The organism is Pseudomonas sp. NFACC05-1 (genome assembly GCF_900100135.1).
Lineage (GTDB): Bacteria > Pseudomonadota > Gammaproteobacteria > Pseudomonadales > Pseudomonadaceae > Aquipseudomonas > Aquipseudomonas fluorescens_Q.
Genome location: NZ_FMTR01000009.1, coordinates 1 through 17,070 on the forward strand (window position 1 = coordinate 1; position 17,070 = coordinate 17,070).

The following is a 17,070-nucleotide window of genomic DNA, read 5'->3' on the forward strand; positions in this document are numbered from 1 at the left end:
TGCGTTCCTACTACCTGGACCGCGGCTACATCAACATGGACATCGCCTCGACCCAGGTGTCCATCACCCCGGACAAGAAGCACGTCTACATTACCGTCAACGTCAACGAAGGCGAGAAATACACCGTTCGTGACGTCAAGCTCAGCGGCGACCTGAAAGTGCCTGAAGACCAGGTCAAGTCGCTGCTGCTGGTGCAGAAGGGCCAGGTGTTCTCGCGCAAGCTGATGACCACCACCTCCGAGCTGATCACCCGCCGCCTGGGTAACGAGGGTTACACCTTCGCCAACGTCAACGGCGTGCCACAGCCGCATGATGAAGACCATACCGTCGACATCACCTTCGCCGTGGACCCGGGCAAGCGCGCCTACGTCAACCGCATCAACTTCCGTGGCAACACCAAGTCCGAGGACGAAGTGCTGCGCCGTGAAATGCGCCAGATGGAAGGCGGCTGGGCCTCGACCTACCTGATCGACCAGTCCAAGACCCGCCTGGAGCGCCTGGGTTTCTTCAAGGAAGTCAACGTCGAGACCCCGGCAGTGCCCGGTGTCGATGACCAGGTGGATGTGAACTACAGCGTCGAAGAGCAGGCTTCCGGCTCGATCACTGCCAGCGTCGGTTTTGCCCAGAGTGCCGGTCTGATCCTCGGTGGCTCGATCACCCAGAACAACTTCCTGGGTACCGGTAACAAGGTCAGCATCGGTTTGACTCGCAGTGAGTACCAGACCCGCTACAACTTCGGTTACGTGGACCCCTACTGGACCGCTGACGGCGTGAGCCTGGGCTATAACGCCTTCTACCGTACCACCGACTATGACGAGCTCGATTCCGATGTCTCCAGCTATGCAGTAGACAGCTTGGGTGCCGGCGTCAACGTGGGTTATCCAATCAGCGAGACTTCGCGGCTTACATTCGGTCTCACCGCCCAGCAGGACGAGATCAGCACTGGCCGCTATACCGTTGACGAGATCTTCGATTTCGTCGAGAAAGAAGGCGACAAGTACCTGAACTTCAAGGCGTCTGCCGGTTGGTCCGAGTCGACCCTGAACAAGGGCGTGCTGGCGACCCGTGGTCATTCCCAGAGCCTGGTCCTGGAAACGACTGTGCCGGGTAGTGACCTGTCATTCTTCAAGCTCGACTATCGTGGCCAACTGTTCCAGCCGTTGACCGACAACTACACCATGCGCCTGCACACCGAACTGGGTTATGGCGACGGCTACGGTTCGACCGATGGCCTGCCGTTCTACGAGAACTACTACGCCGGTGGTTTCAACTCGGTGCGTGGCTTCAAGGACAGTACGCTCGGGCCGCGCAGTACGCCGAGCCGGGGAGCGAGTGTCACGGGTAACACTGGTACAATCCGTGATCCGGACCAGGATCCGCTGCCATTCGGCGGTAACGTCCTCCTCCAGGGTGGCGTGGAGTTGCTTTTCCCAATGCCGTTCGTCAAGGATCAGCGCTCGCTGCGCACTTCGGTATTCTGGGACGTCGGTAACGTATTCGACTCCACATGCGAAGACACCACTACTTCTAACGGGGGCAACTCCAATACGGAGTGCAACGACATCAGCCTGAGCAACCTGGCCAGTTCCGTCGGCGTGGGCGTGACCTGGGTCACCGCGCTGGGCCCCTTGAGCTTCGCATTGGCGATGCCGATCAAGAAACCGGATGACGCTGAAACCCAAGTGTTCCAATTCTCCCTCGGCCAGACGTTCTAAGCGCCTGACCCAAGATAACGACAATGGATTTTGTAGGAGTACATCGTGCGTAAGTTGACTCAATTGGTTCTCCTGGCCACCGTGCTGGTCGCCGGTCCGGCTTTTGCCGACATGAAGATTGCCGTGCTGAATTATCAGATGGCCCTGCTGGAATCCGACGCAGCGAAGAAATACGCCGTGGATGCGGAGAAGAAATTCGGTCCGCAACTGACCAAGCTCAAGGGCCTGGAAAGCAGCGCCAAGGGCATTCAGGATCGTCTGGTAGCCGGTGGCGACAAGATGGCCCAGGGCGAGCGTGAGCGTCTGGAGCTTGAATTCAAGCAAAAGGCCCGTGACTTCCAGTTCCAGTCCAAGGAGCTGAACGAAGCGAAAGCTGTTGCCGACCGCGAAATGCTCAAGCAACTCAAGCCGAAACTCGACAGCGCCGTGGAAGAAGTCATCAAGAAAGGTGGTTTTGACCTGGTGTTCGAGCGTGGCGCAGTGATCGATGTCAAGCCTCAATACGACATCACGCGCCAGGTAATCGAGCGCATGAATCAGCTGAAGTAATCCATGACAGCGACTATCAAGCTCGGCCAGTTGGCCGAGTTCCTCGGCGCCACCCTGCGTGGCGACCCGGAGAAGGCAATTACTGGGCTAGCCACTTTGCAAGAGGCTGGCCCAGCTCAGTTGAGCTTTCTGGCAAATCCTCAGTATCGCAAGTATCTGGCCGATAGCCGGGCCGCCGCGCTGTTGCTCAAGGCCGCTGATGCCGAAGGGTTTGCCGGCGATGCCCTGATCGTGCCCGATCCGTACCTGGCGTATGCGCGAATTTCCCATCTGTTCGATCCCAAGCCCAAGTCGGCTGCTGGTATTCATCCCAGCGCGGTGATCGCGGCGGATGCCGTGGTCGATCCCACGGCCAGCGTCGGTCCGTTCGTGGTCATCGAAAGCGCGGCCCGCATTGGTGCGGGTGTCACGCTGGGTGCCCATTGTGTCATTGGCGCACGCAGCGAGATCGGTGAAGGTGGCTGGCTGGCCCCACGGGTCACCCTGTACCACGATGTCCGCATCGGCAAGCGCGTGGTGATTCAATCCGGCGCGGTGTTGGGCGGCGAAGGCTTCGGTTTCGCCAACGAGAAAGGCATCTGGCAGAAGATCGCCCAGATCGGTGGCGTCACCATTGGCGATGACGTGGAGATCGGCGTCAACACCGCGATCGACCGCGGCGCCCTGGCCGACACGGTCATCGGCAATGGCGTCAAGCTCGACAACCAGATCCAGATCGCCCACAACGTCCAGGTCGGTGATCACACCGCCATGGCCGCCTGCGTGGGCATCTCCGGCAGCACCAAGATCGGCAAGCATTGCATGCTCGCCGGTGGCGTGGGGCTGGTGGGCCATATCGATATCTGTGACAACGTGTTCCTGACCGGGATGACCATGGTGACCCACTCGATTACCGAACCGGGTGCCTATTCTTCCGGTACGGCCATGCAGCCGGCAGCCGAATGGCGCAAGAGCGCGGCGCGTATCCGCCAGCTCGACGACATCGCGCGGCGCCTCAAGCAGGTGGAAAAGCGTGTAGGGGACGTGACCCCTGGCGGTAATGCTTCATCAGATGGCTGATACCATTTCCATATCAAGTGTGCACAGCCGTTAGGGCATCTTGATTTGCTAGCGGAGTGCGCGTCACTCGTGCGCTCCCAATCTTTACATAGGCTTCCCCCCGAAATGATGGACATCAACGAGATTCGCGAATACCTGCCTCACCGTTACCCGTTCCTGCTGGTGGATCGGGTGGTGGACCTGGACGTTGAAGGCAAGCGCATTCGCGCCTATAAGAATGTCAGCATCAACGAGCCGTTCTTCAATGGTCACTTCCCCGCGCATCCAATCATGCCGGGCGTATTGATCATCGAGGCGATGGCCCAGGCTGCCGGGATCCTTGGTTTCAAAATGCTCGACGTAAAGCCTGCCGACGGCACGCTCTATTACTTCGTCGGCTCCGACAAGCTGCGCTTCCGCCAGCCGGTCACCCCGGGCGATCAGTTGATCCTCGAAGCCAAGTTCATCAGTTGCAAGCGCCAGATCTGGAAATTCGAATGCCAGGCTTCGGTCGACGGCAAGCCAGTCTGCTCCGCTGAAATCATCTGTGCGGAACGCAAGCTATGAGTTTGATTGACCCTCGCGCAATCATCGATCCGACGGCCGTTTTGGCCGCCGATGTCGAGGTCGGCCCGTGGTCGATTGTCGGCGCAGGTGTGGAAATTGGCGAGGGTACGGTGATCGGTCCCCACGTAATTCTCAAGGGACCGACCCGGATTGGTCGGCACAATCGCATCTACCAGTTTTCTTCGGTAGGCGAGGACACGCCCGATCTCAAGTACAAAGGTGAAGAAACCCGTCTGGTCATCGGCGATCACAACGTGATCCGCGAAGGTGTGACGATTCACCGTGGCACCGTTCAGGATCGTTCCGAAACGACCCTGGGCGACCATAACCTGATCATGGCCTATGCGCACATCGGCCATGACAGCGTGATTGGCAACCATTGCATCCTGGTCAACAACACCGCCCTGGCCGGCCATGTGCACGTGGACGATTGGGCGATCCTGTCCGGGTTCACCCTGGTGCACCAGTATTGCCATATCGGCGCCCACAGTTTCTCTGGCATGGGCACTGCCATCGGCAAGGACGTCCCGGCCTATGTCACGGTGTTCGGCAACCCGGCCGAAGCCCGCAGCATGAACTTCGAAGGCATGCGTCGGCGTGGTTTCAGCGAAGAGGCGATCACGGCACTGCGTCGCGCCTACAAGGTCGTGTATCGCCAGGGCCTGACGGTCGAACAGGCACTCGCCGAACTGGCCGAGGCTTCAGCGCAACACCCGGAAGTGGCGATCTTCCGCGATTCCATACAGTCTTCGACCCGCGGCATCACTCGCTGACCATGGCTAATTTGCGTATTGCACTGGTGGCGGGAGAGGCTTCCGGTGACATTCTGGGCGCCGGTCTGATGCGCGCGCTCAAGGCGCAGCACCCCGCTGTCGAATTCATTGGTGTTGGTGGGCCGTTGATGGAGGCCGAGGGGCTGACGTCCTATTTCCCGATGGAACGCCTGTCGGTGATGGGCCTGGTGGAAGTACTCGGTCGCCTGCGTGAGCTGCTGGCCCGGCGCAAGAAGCTGATCCAGACCCTGATCGATGAAAAACCGGATGTGTTCATCGGCATCGATGCGCCGGATTTCACCCTCAATATCGAACTCAAGCTACGTCAGGCCGGTGTCAAGACCGTGCATTACGTCAGTCCATCGGTCTGGGCCTGGCGGCAGAAGCGGGTGCTGAAGATTCGCGAAGGTTGCGACCTGATGCTGACGCTGCTGCCGTTCGAAGCCCGGTTCTATGAAGAGAAGGGCGTGCCGGTTCGATTTGTCGGGCACACCCTGGCCGATACCATTCCCCTGCAAGCCGACCGCGATGCGGCCCGCCAGGCGTTGGGCCTGCCCGAGGGCCCCCTGGTGGCCTTGATGCCCGGCAGCCGGGGCGGCGAAGTGAGTCGCCTGGGTGGGCTGTTTTTCGACGCCGCCGAGCGCCTTCGGGCGCTGCGTCCCGGTGTACGTTTTGTCCTGCCGTGTGCCAGTGCGCAGCGTCGCGCGCAGTTGGAGGCGTTGCTGGTTGGTCGCGATTTGCCGGTGACGCTGCTCGACGGTCGTTCCCACGAAGCGTTGGCGGCCTGCGATGCCGTGTTGATTGCCTCCGGCACTGCTACCCTTGAAGCGCTGCTGTATAAACGCCCGATGGTGGTCGCCTATCGCCTGGCGCCGCTGACGTTCTGGATTCTCAAGCGCATGGTCAAGAGCCCTTACGTGTCCTTGCCGAACCTGTTGGCCCAGCGCTTGTTGGTGCCGGAGCTGTTGCAGGACGAGGCGACCGCCGAGGCGCTGGCCACCACGCTGTCGCCCTTGATCGACGGCGGCGAGGAGCAGACCCGAGGCTTTGACGAAATCCACCGTACCTTGCGTCGTGATGCTTCCAACCAGGCGGCTGACGCGGTACTGACCCTGATTGGCGCAAAACCATGAGCAACTCAAAGCTACAGATGGGCCTGGACTTCAACCTGGTCGCCGAAGTGGAAGAACTGGTGGCTGGTGTCGATGAAGTGGGGCGTGGCCCGTTGTGCGGCGCGGTGGTGACGGCGGCGGTGATTCTCGACCCGAAGCGGCCGATCCTGGGCCTCAACGATTCGAAGAAACTCACTGAAGCCCGTCGCGAAAAGCTCTACGACGAGATCTGCGAGAAAGCCCTGAGCTGGTGCATCGCCCGGGCCGAAGTGGAAGAAATCGATGAACTCAATATCCTGCACGCCACCATGCTTGCCATGCAGCGTGCCGTGCAGGGCCTGCACATCACGCCGAAACTGGCGATGATCGATGGTAATCGCTGCCCGAAACTGTCGATGCGCGCCGAAGCGGTGATCCAGGGCGACGCCAAGGTGCCGGCCATCGCGGCGGCCTCGATTCTGGCGAAGGTCAGTCGCGACCGGGAAATGGCCGCTTTCGAATTGGTTTACCCGGGCTATGGCATCGGCGGTCACAAGGGTTACCCGACCCCCGTTCATCTGGAAGCCCTGGCGCGCCTTGGGCCGACGCCCATCCATCGGCGTTCGTTCGCCCCGGTGCGGCTGGCTTATGAAGCCCGTGAAGGGGTGATCGAAATCGAGAGATTCGCCTGATCATTGTGGCGAGGGAGCTTGCTCCCGCTTGGGTGCGAAGCGCCCATAAGAAGGGGGGGCTGCTGCGCAGCCCAGCGGGAGCAAGCTCCCTCGCCACGGATTCAATCACTTCAATGAGCGGTATGGGTTGCAGGCTGATGTTTTACCCAAGGCCCGGTACAATCCGGGCCTTGTTGTTTTCATGACTTAACGCAGGATCACTATGCCGGCTTCATTCGTTCATCTACGCCTGCACACTGAATACTCCCTGGTCGACGGCCTGGTGCGGATCAAGCCATTGGTCAAGACCCTGGTGGGCATGAACATGCCTGCCGTGGCGGTCACCGACCAGAACAACATGTGTTCGCTGGTCAAGTTCTACAAGGCCGCCATGGGCGCCGGGATCAAGCCGATCTGCGGTGCCGACCTGTGGCTGTCGAACAAGGACCCGGACGCGCCGTTGAGTCGCATCAGCCTGCTGGTGATGAATGCCGTGGGTTACCGCAACCTGACCGAGCTGATTTCTCGCGGCTTTATCGACGGCCAGCGCAATGGCTCGATCATCATCGAGCGCGAGTGGGTGGCTGAAGCCAGCGAAGGGCTGATCATGCTGTCGGCGGCCAAGGAGGGTGAAATCGGCCTGGCCCTGCTCAGTGGCAACGCCGAAGAGGCTGAAGTCCTGGCGCGCGACTGGATGGCGGTGTTTCCCGATCGCTTCTACATCGAAGTGCAGCGCACCAATCGCCCCAACGACGAAGAACACCTGCACGCCGCCGTGGCCCTGGCCGACAAGATAGGCGCGCCACTGGTGGCGACCAACGACGTGCGCTTCATCAAGCAGGAAGATTTCGAGGCCCACGAAACCCGTGTCTGCATTGGTGAGGGCCGCGCCCTTGATGATCCGCGCCGTCCGAAGAACTACAGCGACCAGCAATACCTCAAAAGCGCCGAGGAAATGGCCGAGTTGTTCAGCGACCTGCCGGAGGCGCTGGAAAACACCGTCGAGATCGCCAAGCGCTGCAACATCGAAGTGAAGCTGGGCAAGCACTTCCTTCCCAACTTCCCGATCCCCGATGGCATGACCATCGACGAGTATTTCCGCAAGGTGTCCTTCGATGGTCTTGAGGAGCGCCTCAGCGTCCTGCTGCCCAAGGACACCACCGAAGATTACGAAGCCAAGCGCCAGGTCTATGTCGATCGGTTGAATTTCGAGCTGGATATCATCATCCAGATGGGCTTTCCCGGTTACTTCCTGATCGTGATGGACTTTATCCAGTGGGCCAAGAACAACGGCGTGCCGGTGGGTCCTGGCCGTGGATCGGGTGCCGGGTCGCTGGTGGCCTATGTGCAGAAGATCACCGACCTCGATCCGCTGGAATATGACCTGCTGTTCGAACGTTTCCTCAACCCGGAACGGGTCTCCATGCCCGACTTCGACGTCGACTTCTGCATGGACGGTCGTGACCGGGTGATCGACTACGTGGCCGAGAAGTACGGTCGCAACGCCGTGAGCCAGATCATCACCTTCGGTTCCATGGCCGCCAAGGCCGTGGTGCGCGATGTGGCGCGGGTACAGGGCAAGTCCTACGGCCTGGCGGATCGTCTGTCGAAGATGATTCCGTTCGAAGTCGGCATGACGCTGGAAAAAGCCTACGAGCAGGAAGAAATCCTGCGGGACTTCATCAAGGTCGATGAAGAAGCCGCGGAAATCTGGGAGATGGCCCGCAAGCTCGAAGGCGTGGTGCGTAACGTTGGCAAGCACGCCGGTGGCGTGGTCATCGCGCCGACCAAACTGACCGACTTCTCGCCGATTTATTGCGATGAAGAAGGCGACGGCCTGGTGACCCAGTTCGACAAGGACGACGTCGAGGCGGCTGGCCTGGTGAAGTTCGACTTCCTCGGCCTGCGCACCCTGACCATCATCGACTGGGCGCTGAAAACCATCAACCGTGACCGGGCCAAGGTCGGCGAAGAACCGCTGGACATTGCCTTCATCCCGCTCGATGACAAGCCGACCTACAACCTGCTGCAAAAAGCCGAAACCACAGCGGTGTTCCAACTTGAATCCCGGGGCATGAAAGAGCTGATCAAAAAGCTCAAGCCCGACTGCCTGGAAGACCTGATCGCACTGGTGGCCCTGTTCCGTCCGGGCCCGCTGCAATCGGGCATGGTGGATGACTTCATCAACCGTAAGCACGGTCGCGCCGAGCTGGCGTACCCACACTCGGACTATCAGTACGAAGGCTTGAAACCGGTGCTGGCGCCGACCTACGGCATCATCCTGTATCAGGAACAGGTGATGCAGATTGCCCAGGTCATGGCCGGTTATACCCTTGGCGGCGCGGACATGCTGCGTCGGGCGATGGGTAAGAAAAAGCCCGAGGAAATGGCCAAGCAACGCGGCGGTTTCATTGACGGGTGCGCCACCAACGGTATCGACCCTGACCTGGCCGGTAACATTTTCGACCTGGTGGAAAAGTTCGCCGGCTACGGCTTCAACAAATCCCACTCCGCCGCCTATGGCCTGGTGTCGTACCAGACCGCGTGGCTGAAGGCGCACTACCCGGCGCCATTCATGGCCGCGGTGCTGTCGGCGGATATGCACAACACCGACAAGGTCGTGACCTTGATCGAAGAAGTGCGGACCATGAAACTGCGCCTCGACGCACCGGACGTGAACGCTTCGGAGTTCAAGTTCACGGTGAACGACGAAGGCCGCATCATTTACGGCCTGGGCGCGATCAAGGGCGTGGGCGAGGGGCCGGTGGAAGCCATCACCGAAGCGCGCCAGGACGGGCCGTTCAAGGACCTGTTCGATTTCTGCGCCCGGGTTGACCTCAAGCGCATCAACAAGCGCACCCTCGACGGCTTGATCCGCAGTGGCGCCCTGGACCGCCTGGGGCCTTATTTCCAGGATGAGCCCAAGGCCTACCAGGCCAACATCGACCGCAACCGCGCGGTGTTGCTGGCGGCAATGGAGGAGGCGATCAAGGCCGCCGAACAGACTGCCCGCACCCATGACAGCGGCCATGCCGACCTGTTTGGCGGGCTGTTCGTCGAAGAAGACGCCGATGTCTACGGCAATCATCGCAAGGCCAAGGAGCTGACCCTCAAGGAACGCCTCAAGGGTGAGAAAGACACCCTGGGCCTGTACCTCACCGGGCACCCGATCGACGAATACGAAGGCGAGATCCGCCGCTTCGCCCGTCAGCGCATCATCGACCTCAAGCCGGCGCGCGATACGCAAACCGTCGCCGGCATGATCATCGCCCTGCGGGTGATGAAGAACAAAAAGGGCGACAAGATGGGTTTCATCACCCTCGACGACCGCTCCGGGCGCATCGAGGCGTCACTTTTCGCCGATGCGTTCCATTCGGCGCAGTCGCTGTTGCAGACCGACGCGATGGTGGTGGTGGAAGGCGAGGTCAGCAACGATGACTTTTCCGGTGGCCTGCGGCTGCGGGTCAAGCGGGTGATGAGCATGGAAGACGCCCGTACCAACCTGGCTGAAAGCCTGCGCCTGAAGTTGCAGACCCAGGATCTCAAGGGCGATCAGCTACGCTGGTTGGGCGAATTGTTCAAGCGCCATCGCGGTGCTTGTCCGATCACCATGGAGTACGTACGCCCCGATGCCAAGGCTGTGTTGCAGTTCGGCGAAGGCTGGCGGATCGATCCGGCGGATGCGTTGATTCAAGCCTTGCGTGACCAGTTCGGCAAAGACAACGTCTTCCTCCAATACCGTTGACGGCCAGGGGCCATTCTTGAAACCGGAATACCCCTGATCTCGACCCGAATTTTTAATCTCGACCTGAACGCGCCTCTCCCTTAAGGTAGGCGCGAATAGACAACCGGCCGGCCCAAGCTCTCTTGGACGTCGACCCAAGACGGACGCCTATGAACCCGAATTTTCTAGATTTCGAACAGCCGATCGCCGACCTGCAAGCCAAGATCGAAGAGTTGCGCTTGGTCGGTAATGACAATTCGCTGAATATCGGCGATGAAATCTCTCGTCTGCAGGACAAAAGCCGCACGCTGACCGAAGACATCTTCGGCAAGCTGACCAGCTGGCAGATCGCTCGCCTGGCGCGTCACCCGCGTCGTCCCTATACCCTGGACTACATCGAGCACATCTTCACCGAGTTCGATGAGCTGCATGGCGACCGTCACTTCTCCGACGACGCCGCGATCGTCGGCGGTGTCGCCCGTCTGGAAGACCAGCCAGTGATGGTGATCGGCCATCAGAAAGGCCGCGAAGTGCGCGAGAAAGTACGTCGCAACTTCGGCATGCCGCGTCCGGAAGGCTACCGCAAGGCTTGCCGCCTGATGGAAATGGCCGAGCGCTTCAAGATGCCGATCCTGACCTTCATCGACACGCCGGGTGCCTACCCGGGCATCGACGCCGAAGAGCGCAACCAGAGCGAAGCAATTGCCTGGAACCTGCGCGTCATGGCGCGCCTGAAAACCCCGATCATCGCCACCGTGATTGGCGAAGGCGGTTCCGGCGGTGCGTTGGCCATCGGCGTCTGCGACCAGTTGAACATGCTGCAATATTCCACTTATGCGGTGATCTCGCCGGAAGGTTGCGCCTCGATCCTGTGGAAAACCGCCGAGAAGGCGCCGGATGCCGCCGAGGCCATGGGCATTACCGCCGAGCGTCTCAAAGGCCTGGGTATCGTCGATAAAGTGATCAGCGAGCCAGTCGGCGGCGCTCACCGCGATCCGGCTGCAGCGGCGGCACTGATCCGCGCCGAGCTGAGCTCGCAACTGTCGATGCTCAAGAAGTTCGACAACGAAGCGCTGCTGGCTCGTCGCTACGAGCGGTTGATGAGCTACGGCCTCTGATCTGACTGCAACACCCATGTGGGAGCGGGCTTGCTCGCGAAAGCGGTTTAACATTCAACAGATGCGTTGACTGGTACACCGCTTTCGCGAGCAAGCCCGCTCCCACATTTGTTTGTGCCAAGGCAAACCCTTATGAACCACAGCACGGACCTGCCAACCCGGCTCCTCACACAGCTATCCTCCTGGCGCAACGCCGCCACCTGGCGCATCGCCTTCTCCGGCGGCCTCGACTCCACCGTCCTGCTGCACCTGCTCGTAACCCTTTCTCAACGCCAACCCTTGCCCCCGCTGAGCGCTATCCATGTGCATCACGGCCTCCAGGCGGTGGCCGAGGCGTGGCCGGACCATTGCCGTTCGGTCTGTGCGGCCCTGGGCGTGCCGCTGGATGTGGTGGCTGTGCAAGTGCGCCCTGGTCCCAGTGTCGAGCGCGCCGCGCGGGAAGCGCGTTACGCGGCCTTTGTCGCGGCGATCCACAGCAATGAAGTGCTGCTTACCGCCCAGCATCGCGATGACCAGGCCGAAACCCTGCTGTTTCGCCTGCTCAGGGGAGCGGGGGTGAAGGGCCTGGCGGCGATGCCGGCGCAGCGTCCTTTGGGCCAAGGGCATTTGCTGCGGCCCTTGCTCGATGTGCCCCGGGCGGAGCTGGAAGCCTATGCGAGGCAGCGTGGCTTGAGCTGGATCGAAGACCCATCCAACGACGACCATCGGTACGCGCGCAATTACCTGCGCCAGCGAGTTTTTCCAGTGTTGGCCAAGCAATGGCCCCAAGCTTCGACGACCCTGGCTCGTAGCGCTGCGCACATGGGCGAAGCCCAGGGGTTGCTGGACGATCTGGCGCAAATCGACCTGGCCCAGGCCGCGACCCCGGGCGCGTTCGACTGGCTCGGGCTGCAATCCCTGGCGCTGGCGCCTTTGCGGGCGTTGTCGCCGGCCCGTCAGCGCAACGCCTTGAGCCACTGGCTGGCACCGATGACCCTGCTGCCCGACACCGATCACTGGTCGGGCTGGGACTCGTTGCGCGATGCTGCCGACGATGCCCGGCCGATCTGGCGCCTGGCCGGTGGCGAGCTGCATCGCGCCGCCGGGCGGGTCTGGTGGTTATCCGACCACTGGCTATGTTCGCTGCCAGGCACCGTCGACTGGGCCGATCCGGCGGTTGCGCTGCGCTTGCCGGGCAATGGTCGGGTAGTGCTCGACGGCACGCCGCCTGCGGGACCGCTTAGCGTGCGCTATCGTCAAGGCGGCGAGGTGATGGTGTTAGCGGGTCGTGGTCATCGTGACCTCAAGCGTTTGCTCAATGAAAAGGCCGTGCCGGTGTTCGTTCGCGGCCGATTGCCGCTGCTCTATCAGGGCGAGCAATTGCTGGCGGTGGCCAACCTGACCGGGCTCGATGCACAGGCTGATGGCAGTTGGCAATTGATCTGGACGCCAGGAAGCCAAGATCTGGGTTTGAGCTGAAAGGGGCTTTCCGGTAGACTACGCTCCCTTCTTGATACAACTTCTGTGGATTCGCCTGAATTGCAGGAGTTGCCGATTACCAAGCAGTCTTTGCTGGGCGATTCCAAAAAATGTGTAGCGAGCAACGTACCGGTGATTTCACTTCCGGTCTGTCCCAACGCGGCGGTTTTTTTGAAAGGTGCACTGTGATTAATGCAGGTGATCGGGGGCTTCGGCCTTCCTTCGCTTTCCCCGGCGGCTCGGACCGCTTTAACGCAGACTTCTAGGGTTTTTCATGACGCGCTACATATTCGTCACGGGCGGTGTTGTTTCTTCATTGGGGAAAGGCATTGCCTCGGCTTCATTGGCGGCCATCCTGGAGGCGCGGGGACTTAAGGTCACCATGCTCAAGCTGGACCCGTACATCAACGTCGACCCGGGCACCATGAGCCCGTTCCAGCACGGTGAAGTGTTCGTCACCCACGACGGCGCCGAGACCGACCTGGACCTGGGCCACTACGAGCGGTTCATCCGCACCACCATGACCCAGAACAACAACTTCACCACCGGCCGTGTCTACGAGCATGTGCTGCGCAAGGAGCGTCGTGGTGACTACCTGGGCGCGACCATCCAGGTCATCCCGCACATCACCGACGAAATCAAGCGCCGCATCATCAAGGGTGCCGGCGATGCCGACGTGGCGATGGTCGAGATCGGTGGTACCGTGGGCGACATCGAGTCCCAGCCGTTCCTCGAAGCCATCCGCCAGTTGCGTTTTGAAATCGGCGCCAAGCGCGCGATGCTGATGCACCTGACCCTGGTCCCGTACATCGCCACCGCTGGCGAAACCAAGACCAAGCCGACCCAGCACTCGGTCAAGGAACTGCGTTCCATCGGCCTGCAGCCGGACGTGCTGATCTGCCGCTCCGATCACCCGATCGACATCTCTTCGCGTCGCAAGATCGCCCAGTTCACCAACGTTGAAGAGCGTGCGGTCATCGGTCTGGAAGACGCCGACACCATCTACAAGATTCCGGGCATCCTGCACTCCCAGGGCCTGGACGACTTCGTCGTCGAGCGCTTCGGCCTGCAATGCGCCAGTGCCGATCTGTCCGAGTGGGAAGCCGTGGTCGATGCCAAGCTCAACCCGGAGCACGAAGTCACCATCGCCATGGTCGGCAAGTACATGGAACTGCTGGACGCCTACAAGTCGCTGATCGAGGCGATGAGTCACGCCGGCATCAGCAACCGTACCAAGGTCAACCTGCGCTACATCGATTCCGAAGACATCGAGAACCAGGGCACCGGCCTGCTCGAAGGCGCCGATGCGATCCTCGTGCCGGGCGGCTTCGGCCTGCGGGGCGTGGAAGGCAAGATCACTGCCGTGCAATACGCTCGCGAAAACAAGGTGCCCTACCTGGGTATCTGCCTGGGCATGCAAGTGGCGGTCATCGAGTTCGCCCGTAACGTGTTGGGCTGGAAAGATGCCAACTCCACCGAGTTCGATCGTGCCAGCGGCCATCCGGTCGTGGGCCTGATCACCGAGTGGGAAGATGCTACCGGTGCCGTGGAAGTGCGTACCGAAAGTTCGGACCTGGGCGGCACCATGCGTCTCGGTGCCCAGGAATGCCTGCTGGAAGCCGGCTCCAAGGTGCACGATTGCTACGCCAAGGATGTGATCGTCGAGCGTCACCGTCATCGCTACGAAGTGAACAACAACCTGTTGCCACAGTTGATCGAAGCCGGCCTGAAGATCTCCGGTCGTTCCGGTGACGGCGCGCTGGTCGAAGTGGTCGAGGCTCCGGATCACCCATGGTTCGTCGCCTGCCAGTTCCACCCCGAGTTCACCTCGACACCACGGGACGGTCATCCGTTGTTCAGCGGTTTCGTGAAAGCCGCTTTGGCTCAACACCAGAAAAAGGCATAAGACGATGGCTCAGAAGATAATCCGCGTCGGCGACATTGAGGTTGCCAACGACAAGCCCATGGTGCTGTTTGGCGGCATGAACGTGCTGGAAAGCCGCGACATGGCGATGCAGGTCTGCGAAGAGTACGTGAAGGTCACCCAGAAACTGGGGATTCCTTATGTCTTCAAGGCCAGTTTCGACAAGGCCAACCGTTCGTCCGTGACGTCATACCGTGGCCCAGGCCTGGAAGAAGGCATGCGGATCTTCCAGGACATCAAGCAAGCCTTTGGCGTGCCGATCATCACCGACGTCCACGAGCCGGTCCAGGCCGCCGTCGCCGCCGAGGTCTGCGACGTCATCCAGTTGCCGGCCTTCCTGTCGCGCCAGACCGACCTGGTGGTCGCGATGGCCAAGACCGGCGCGGTGATCAATATCAAGAAAGCCCAGTTCCTCGCGCCCCAGGAAATGAAACACATCCTGAGCAAGTGCGAAGAGGCCGGCAATGACCAGTTGATCCTCTGCGAGCGTGGTTCGAGCTTCGGCTACAACAACCTGGTGGTGGACATGCTCGGCTTCGGCATCATGAAGCAGTTTGAGTACCCGGTGCTCTTCGACGTGACGCATGCCTTGCAGATGCCTGGCGGTCGTTCCGACTCCGCTGGCGGTCGGCGCGCCCAGGTCACTGATCTGGCCAAGGCGGGCATGAGCCAGTCCCTGGCCGGTCTGTTCCTCGAAGCCCACCCCGATCCAGACAACGCCAAGTGCGATGGTCCTTGTGCCTTGCGTTTGAACAAGCTGGAACCCTTCCTGTCTCAGCTCAAGGCGTTGGACGAGTTGGTCAAGAGTTTTCCGACGATAGAAACCGCGTAACGCGGTTTTCTCCGGTAAAGTACCGCTCGATTATCGCTCTGGCCTGCGGGCTGCACCGTTCTTGAGGGCACGCCTTGTACCCTGTGGCGAGGGAGCTTGCTCCCGCTGGAGTGCGAAGCGCTCCCGTTGAGTTCAAGTCGTGTCGCAGCCGAGTGGGAGCAAGCTTCCTGCAACGTTCTAGTCAACTTTGGAGTGTTTACAACAATGGCAAAAATCGTCGACATCAAAGGTCGTGAAGTTCTCGACTCCCGTGGCAACCCCACTGTTGAAGCGGACGTGCTTCTCGACAACGGTATCATCGGCAGCGCCTGCGCGCCGTCCGGTGCTTCCACTGGCTCGCGCGAAGCGCTGGAGCTGCGTGATGGCGACAAGAGCCGTTACCTGGGCAAGGGCGTGCTCAAAGCCGTCGCCAACATCAACGGTCCGATCCGCGACCTGTTGCTGGGCAAGGACCCTGCCGACCAGAAAGCCCTCGATCACGCGATGATCAAGCTCGACGGTACCGAGAACAAAGCCTCCCTGGGCGCCAACGCGATCCTCGCCGTGTCCCTGGCCGCCGCCAAGGCCGCTGCCCAGGACCAGGACCTGCCGCTGTACGCCCACATCGCCAACCTCAACGGTACCCCGGGTGTCTACTCGATGCCGGTGCCGATGATGAACATCATCAACGGCGGCGAGCATGCCGATAACAACGTCGACATCCAGGAGTTCATGGTGCAGCCGGTTGGCGCCAAGACCTTCTCCGAAGGCCTGCGCATGGGCACCGAGATTTTCCATCACCTCAAGGCCGTGCTGAAGGCCCGTGGCCTGAGCACTGCCGTTGGCGACGAAGGCGGTTTCGCACCGAACCTGGCGTCCAACGAAGACGCGCTGAAAGTGATCTCCGAAGCCGTGGCCAACGCTGGCTACAAGCTGGGCACCGACGTGACCCTGGCCCTGGACTGCGCCGCCAGCGAGTTCTTCGAAGACGGCAAGTACAACCTGTCCGGCGAAGGCCAGGTGTTCACTGCCGAAGGTTTCGCCGACTACCTCAAGGGCCTGACCGAGCGTTATCCGATCATCTCCATCGAGGACGGCCTGGACGAGTCCGACTGGGCTGGCTGGAAAATCCTCACCGACAAGATCGGCGAGAAAACCCAGCTGGTGGGTGACGACCTGTTCGTGACCAACACCAAGATCCTGAAAGAAGGCATCGACAAGAAGATCGCCAACTCGATCCTGATCAAGTTCAACCAGATCGGCACCCTGACCGAAACCCTGGAAGCCATCCAGATGGCCAAGGCTGCCGGCTACACCGCCGTGATCTCCCACCGTTCCGGTGAAACCGAAGACTCGACCATTGCCGACCTGGCCGTGGGCACTGCGGCAGGCCAGATCAAGACCGGTTCGCTGTGCCGTTCCGACCGCGTTTCCAAGTACAACCAACTGCTGCGTATCGAAGAGCAATTGAATGGCAAGGCCAAGTACAACGGTCGCGCCGAGTTTCGCGGTTAAGCGGTAAATGGTAAAAAGACAGCGGTTTAGGTCGCAAAAGTCGCCATGGCGGCGGTTTTGTCTCTAATCTGATGCCTTATCAAGCACAAGCCTGGTTCTTCCAGGCTTCGTGCTAT

13 protein-coding genes are annotated in these 17,070 nt (G+C 60.7%); all 13 read left to right on the forward strand.

All coding sequences use genetic code 11. The annotated features are described in order from the left end of the window. The coding region (gene bamA, locus BLO97_RS15390) for an outer membrane protein assembly factor BamA (RefSeq protein WP_092346684.1) at nucleotides 1–1,715 on the forward strand (1,715 nt) is incomplete at its 5' end. A 45-nt stretch (nucleotides 1,716–1,760) separates the two neighbouring features. Further along, a complete protein-coding gene (locus BLO97_RS15395) occupies nucleotides 1,761–2,264 on the forward strand; it encodes an OmpH/Skp family outer membrane protein (protein WP_003184901.1) in 504 nt (167 codons plus the stop codon). A gap of 3 nt (nucleotides 2,265–2,267) precedes the next feature. Then, a complete protein-coding gene (gene lpxD, locus BLO97_RS15400; protein ID WP_060738995.1) occupies nucleotides 2,268–3,323 on the forward strand; it encodes a UDP-3-O-(3-hydroxymyristoyl)glucosamine N-acyltransferase in 1,056 nt (351 codons plus the stop codon). 105 nt (nucleotides 3,324–3,428) lie between these two features. Beyond that, a complete protein-coding gene (fabZ, locus tag BLO97_RS15405; RefSeq protein ID WP_003184897.1) occupies nucleotides 3,429–3,869 on the forward strand; it encodes a 3-hydroxyacyl-ACP dehydratase FabZ in 441 nt (146 codons plus the stop codon). Next, nucleotides 3,866–4,642, forward strand: coding sequence for an acyl-ACP--UDP-N-acetylglucosamine O-acyltransferase (lpxA, locus tag BLO97_RS15410; protein WP_003198252.1), 777 nt, complete (start codon nucleotides 3,866–3,868; stop codon nucleotides 4,640–4,642). The genes fabZ and lpxA overlap by 4 nt, the downstream gene beginning before the upstream one ends. 2 nt (nucleotides 4,643–4,644) lie before the next feature. Next, nucleotides 4,645–5,775 (forward strand): lipid-A-disaccharide synthase, encoded by a 1,131-nt coding sequence (gene lpxB / locus BLO97_RS15415; protein WP_092346687.1) that lies wholly within the window; start codon nucleotides 4,645–4,647, stop codon nucleotides 5,773–5,775. Further along, nucleotides 5,772–6,425 carry a ribonuclease HII gene (rnhB, locus tag BLO97_RS15420; RefSeq protein ID WP_092346690.1) on the forward strand — a complete coding sequence of 218 codons (654 nt, stop codon included), beginning with the start codon at nucleotides 5,772–5,774 and terminating at the stop codon, nucleotides 6,423–6,425. The genes lpxB and rnhB overlap by 4 nt, the downstream gene beginning before the upstream one ends. 202 nt (nucleotides 6,426–6,627) lie before the next feature. Beyond that, nucleotides 6,628–10,149: a DNA polymerase III subunit alpha gene (gene dnaE, locus BLO97_RS15425; RefSeq protein ID WP_092346693.1), complete on the forward strand. Its 3,522-nt coding sequence runs from the start codon at nucleotides 6,628–6,630 to the stop codon at nucleotides 10,147–10,149. Between the two features lie 149 nt (nucleotides 10,150–10,298). Next, the gene (locus tag BLO97_RS15430) at nucleotides 10,299–11,246 is read left to right on the forward strand and encodes an acetyl-CoA carboxylase carboxyltransferase subunit alpha (RefSeq protein WP_063322756.1); all 948 of its coding nucleotides are present in this window, start codon (nucleotides 10,299–10,301) and stop codon (nucleotides 11,244–11,246) included. Between the two features lie 132 nt (nucleotides 11,247–11,378). After that, nucleotides 11,379–12,704, forward strand: a complete 1,326-nt coding sequence (gene tilS, locus BLO97_RS15435; RefSeq protein WP_092346696.1) for a tRNA lysidine(34) synthetase TilS — start codon at nucleotides 11,379–11,381, stop codon at nucleotides 12,702–12,704. A 274-nt stretch (nucleotides 12,705–12,978) separates the two neighbouring features. Beyond that, complete coding sequence (locus BLO97_RS15440; RefSeq protein ID WP_003198266.1) at nucleotides 12,979–14,610, forward strand: CTP synthase; 1,632 nt, start codon at nucleotides 12,979–12,981, stop codon at nucleotides 14,608–14,610. Between the two features lie 4 nt (nucleotides 14,611–14,614). Continuing rightward, the gene (kdsA, locus tag BLO97_RS15445; RefSeq protein ID WP_063322754.1) at nucleotides 14,615–15,460 is read left to right on the forward strand and encodes a 3-deoxy-8-phosphooctulonate synthase; all 846 of its coding nucleotides are present in this window, start codon (nucleotides 14,615–14,617) and stop codon (nucleotides 15,458–15,460) included. A gap of 204 nt (nucleotides 15,461–15,664) precedes the next feature. Continuing rightward, nucleotides 15,665–16,954: a phosphopyruvate hydratase gene (gene eno, locus BLO97_RS15450; protein ID WP_063322753.1), complete on the forward strand. Its 1,290-nt coding sequence runs from the start codon at nucleotides 15,665–15,667 to the stop codon at nucleotides 16,952–16,954. Nucleotides 16,955–17,070 lie beyond the last annotated feature (116 nt).

Excerpts from the sequence above, each read along its gene's own strand:
- lpxD (WP_060738995.1), top strand. The coding sequence starts at position 2,268 with ATGACAGCGACTATCAAGCTCGGCCAGTTGGCCGAGTTCCTCGGCGCC.
- fabZ (WP_003184897.1), top strand. The coding sequence starts at position 3,429 with ATGATGGACATCAACGAGATTCGCGAATACCTGCCTCACCGTTACCCG.
- lpxA (WP_003198252.1), top strand. The coding sequence starts at position 3,866 with ATGAGTTTGATTGACCCTCGCGCAATCATCGATCCGACGGCCGTTTTG.
- lpxB (WP_092346687.1), top strand. The coding sequence starts at position 4,645 with ATGGCTAATTTGCGTATTGCACTGGTGGCGGGAGAGGCTTCCGGTGAC.
- rnhB (WP_092346690.1), top strand. The coding sequence starts at position 5,772 with ATGAGCAACTCAAAGCTACAGATGGGCCTGGACTTCAACCTGGTCGCC.
- dnaE (WP_092346693.1), top strand. The coding sequence starts at position 6,628 with ATGCCGGCTTCATTCGTTCATCTACGCCTGCACACTGAATACTCCCTG.
- BLO97_RS15430 (WP_063322756.1), top strand. The coding sequence starts at position 10,299 with ATGAACCCGAATTTTCTAGATTTCGAACAGCCGATCGCCGACCTGCAA.
- tilS (WP_092346696.1), top strand. The coding sequence starts at position 11,379 with ATGAACCACAGCACGGACCTGCCAACCCGGCTCCTCACACAGCTATCC.
- BLO97_RS15440 (WP_003198266.1), top strand. The coding sequence starts at position 12,979 with ATGACGCGCTACATATTCGTCACGGGCGGTGTTGTTTCTTCATTGGGG.
- kdsA (WP_063322754.1), top strand. The coding sequence starts at position 14,615 with ATGGCTCAGAAGATAATCCGCGTCGGCGACATTGAGGTTGCCAACGAC.
- eno (WP_063322753.1), top strand. The coding sequence starts at position 15,665 with ATGGCAAAAATCGTCGACATCAAAGGTCGTGAAGTTCTCGACTCCCGT.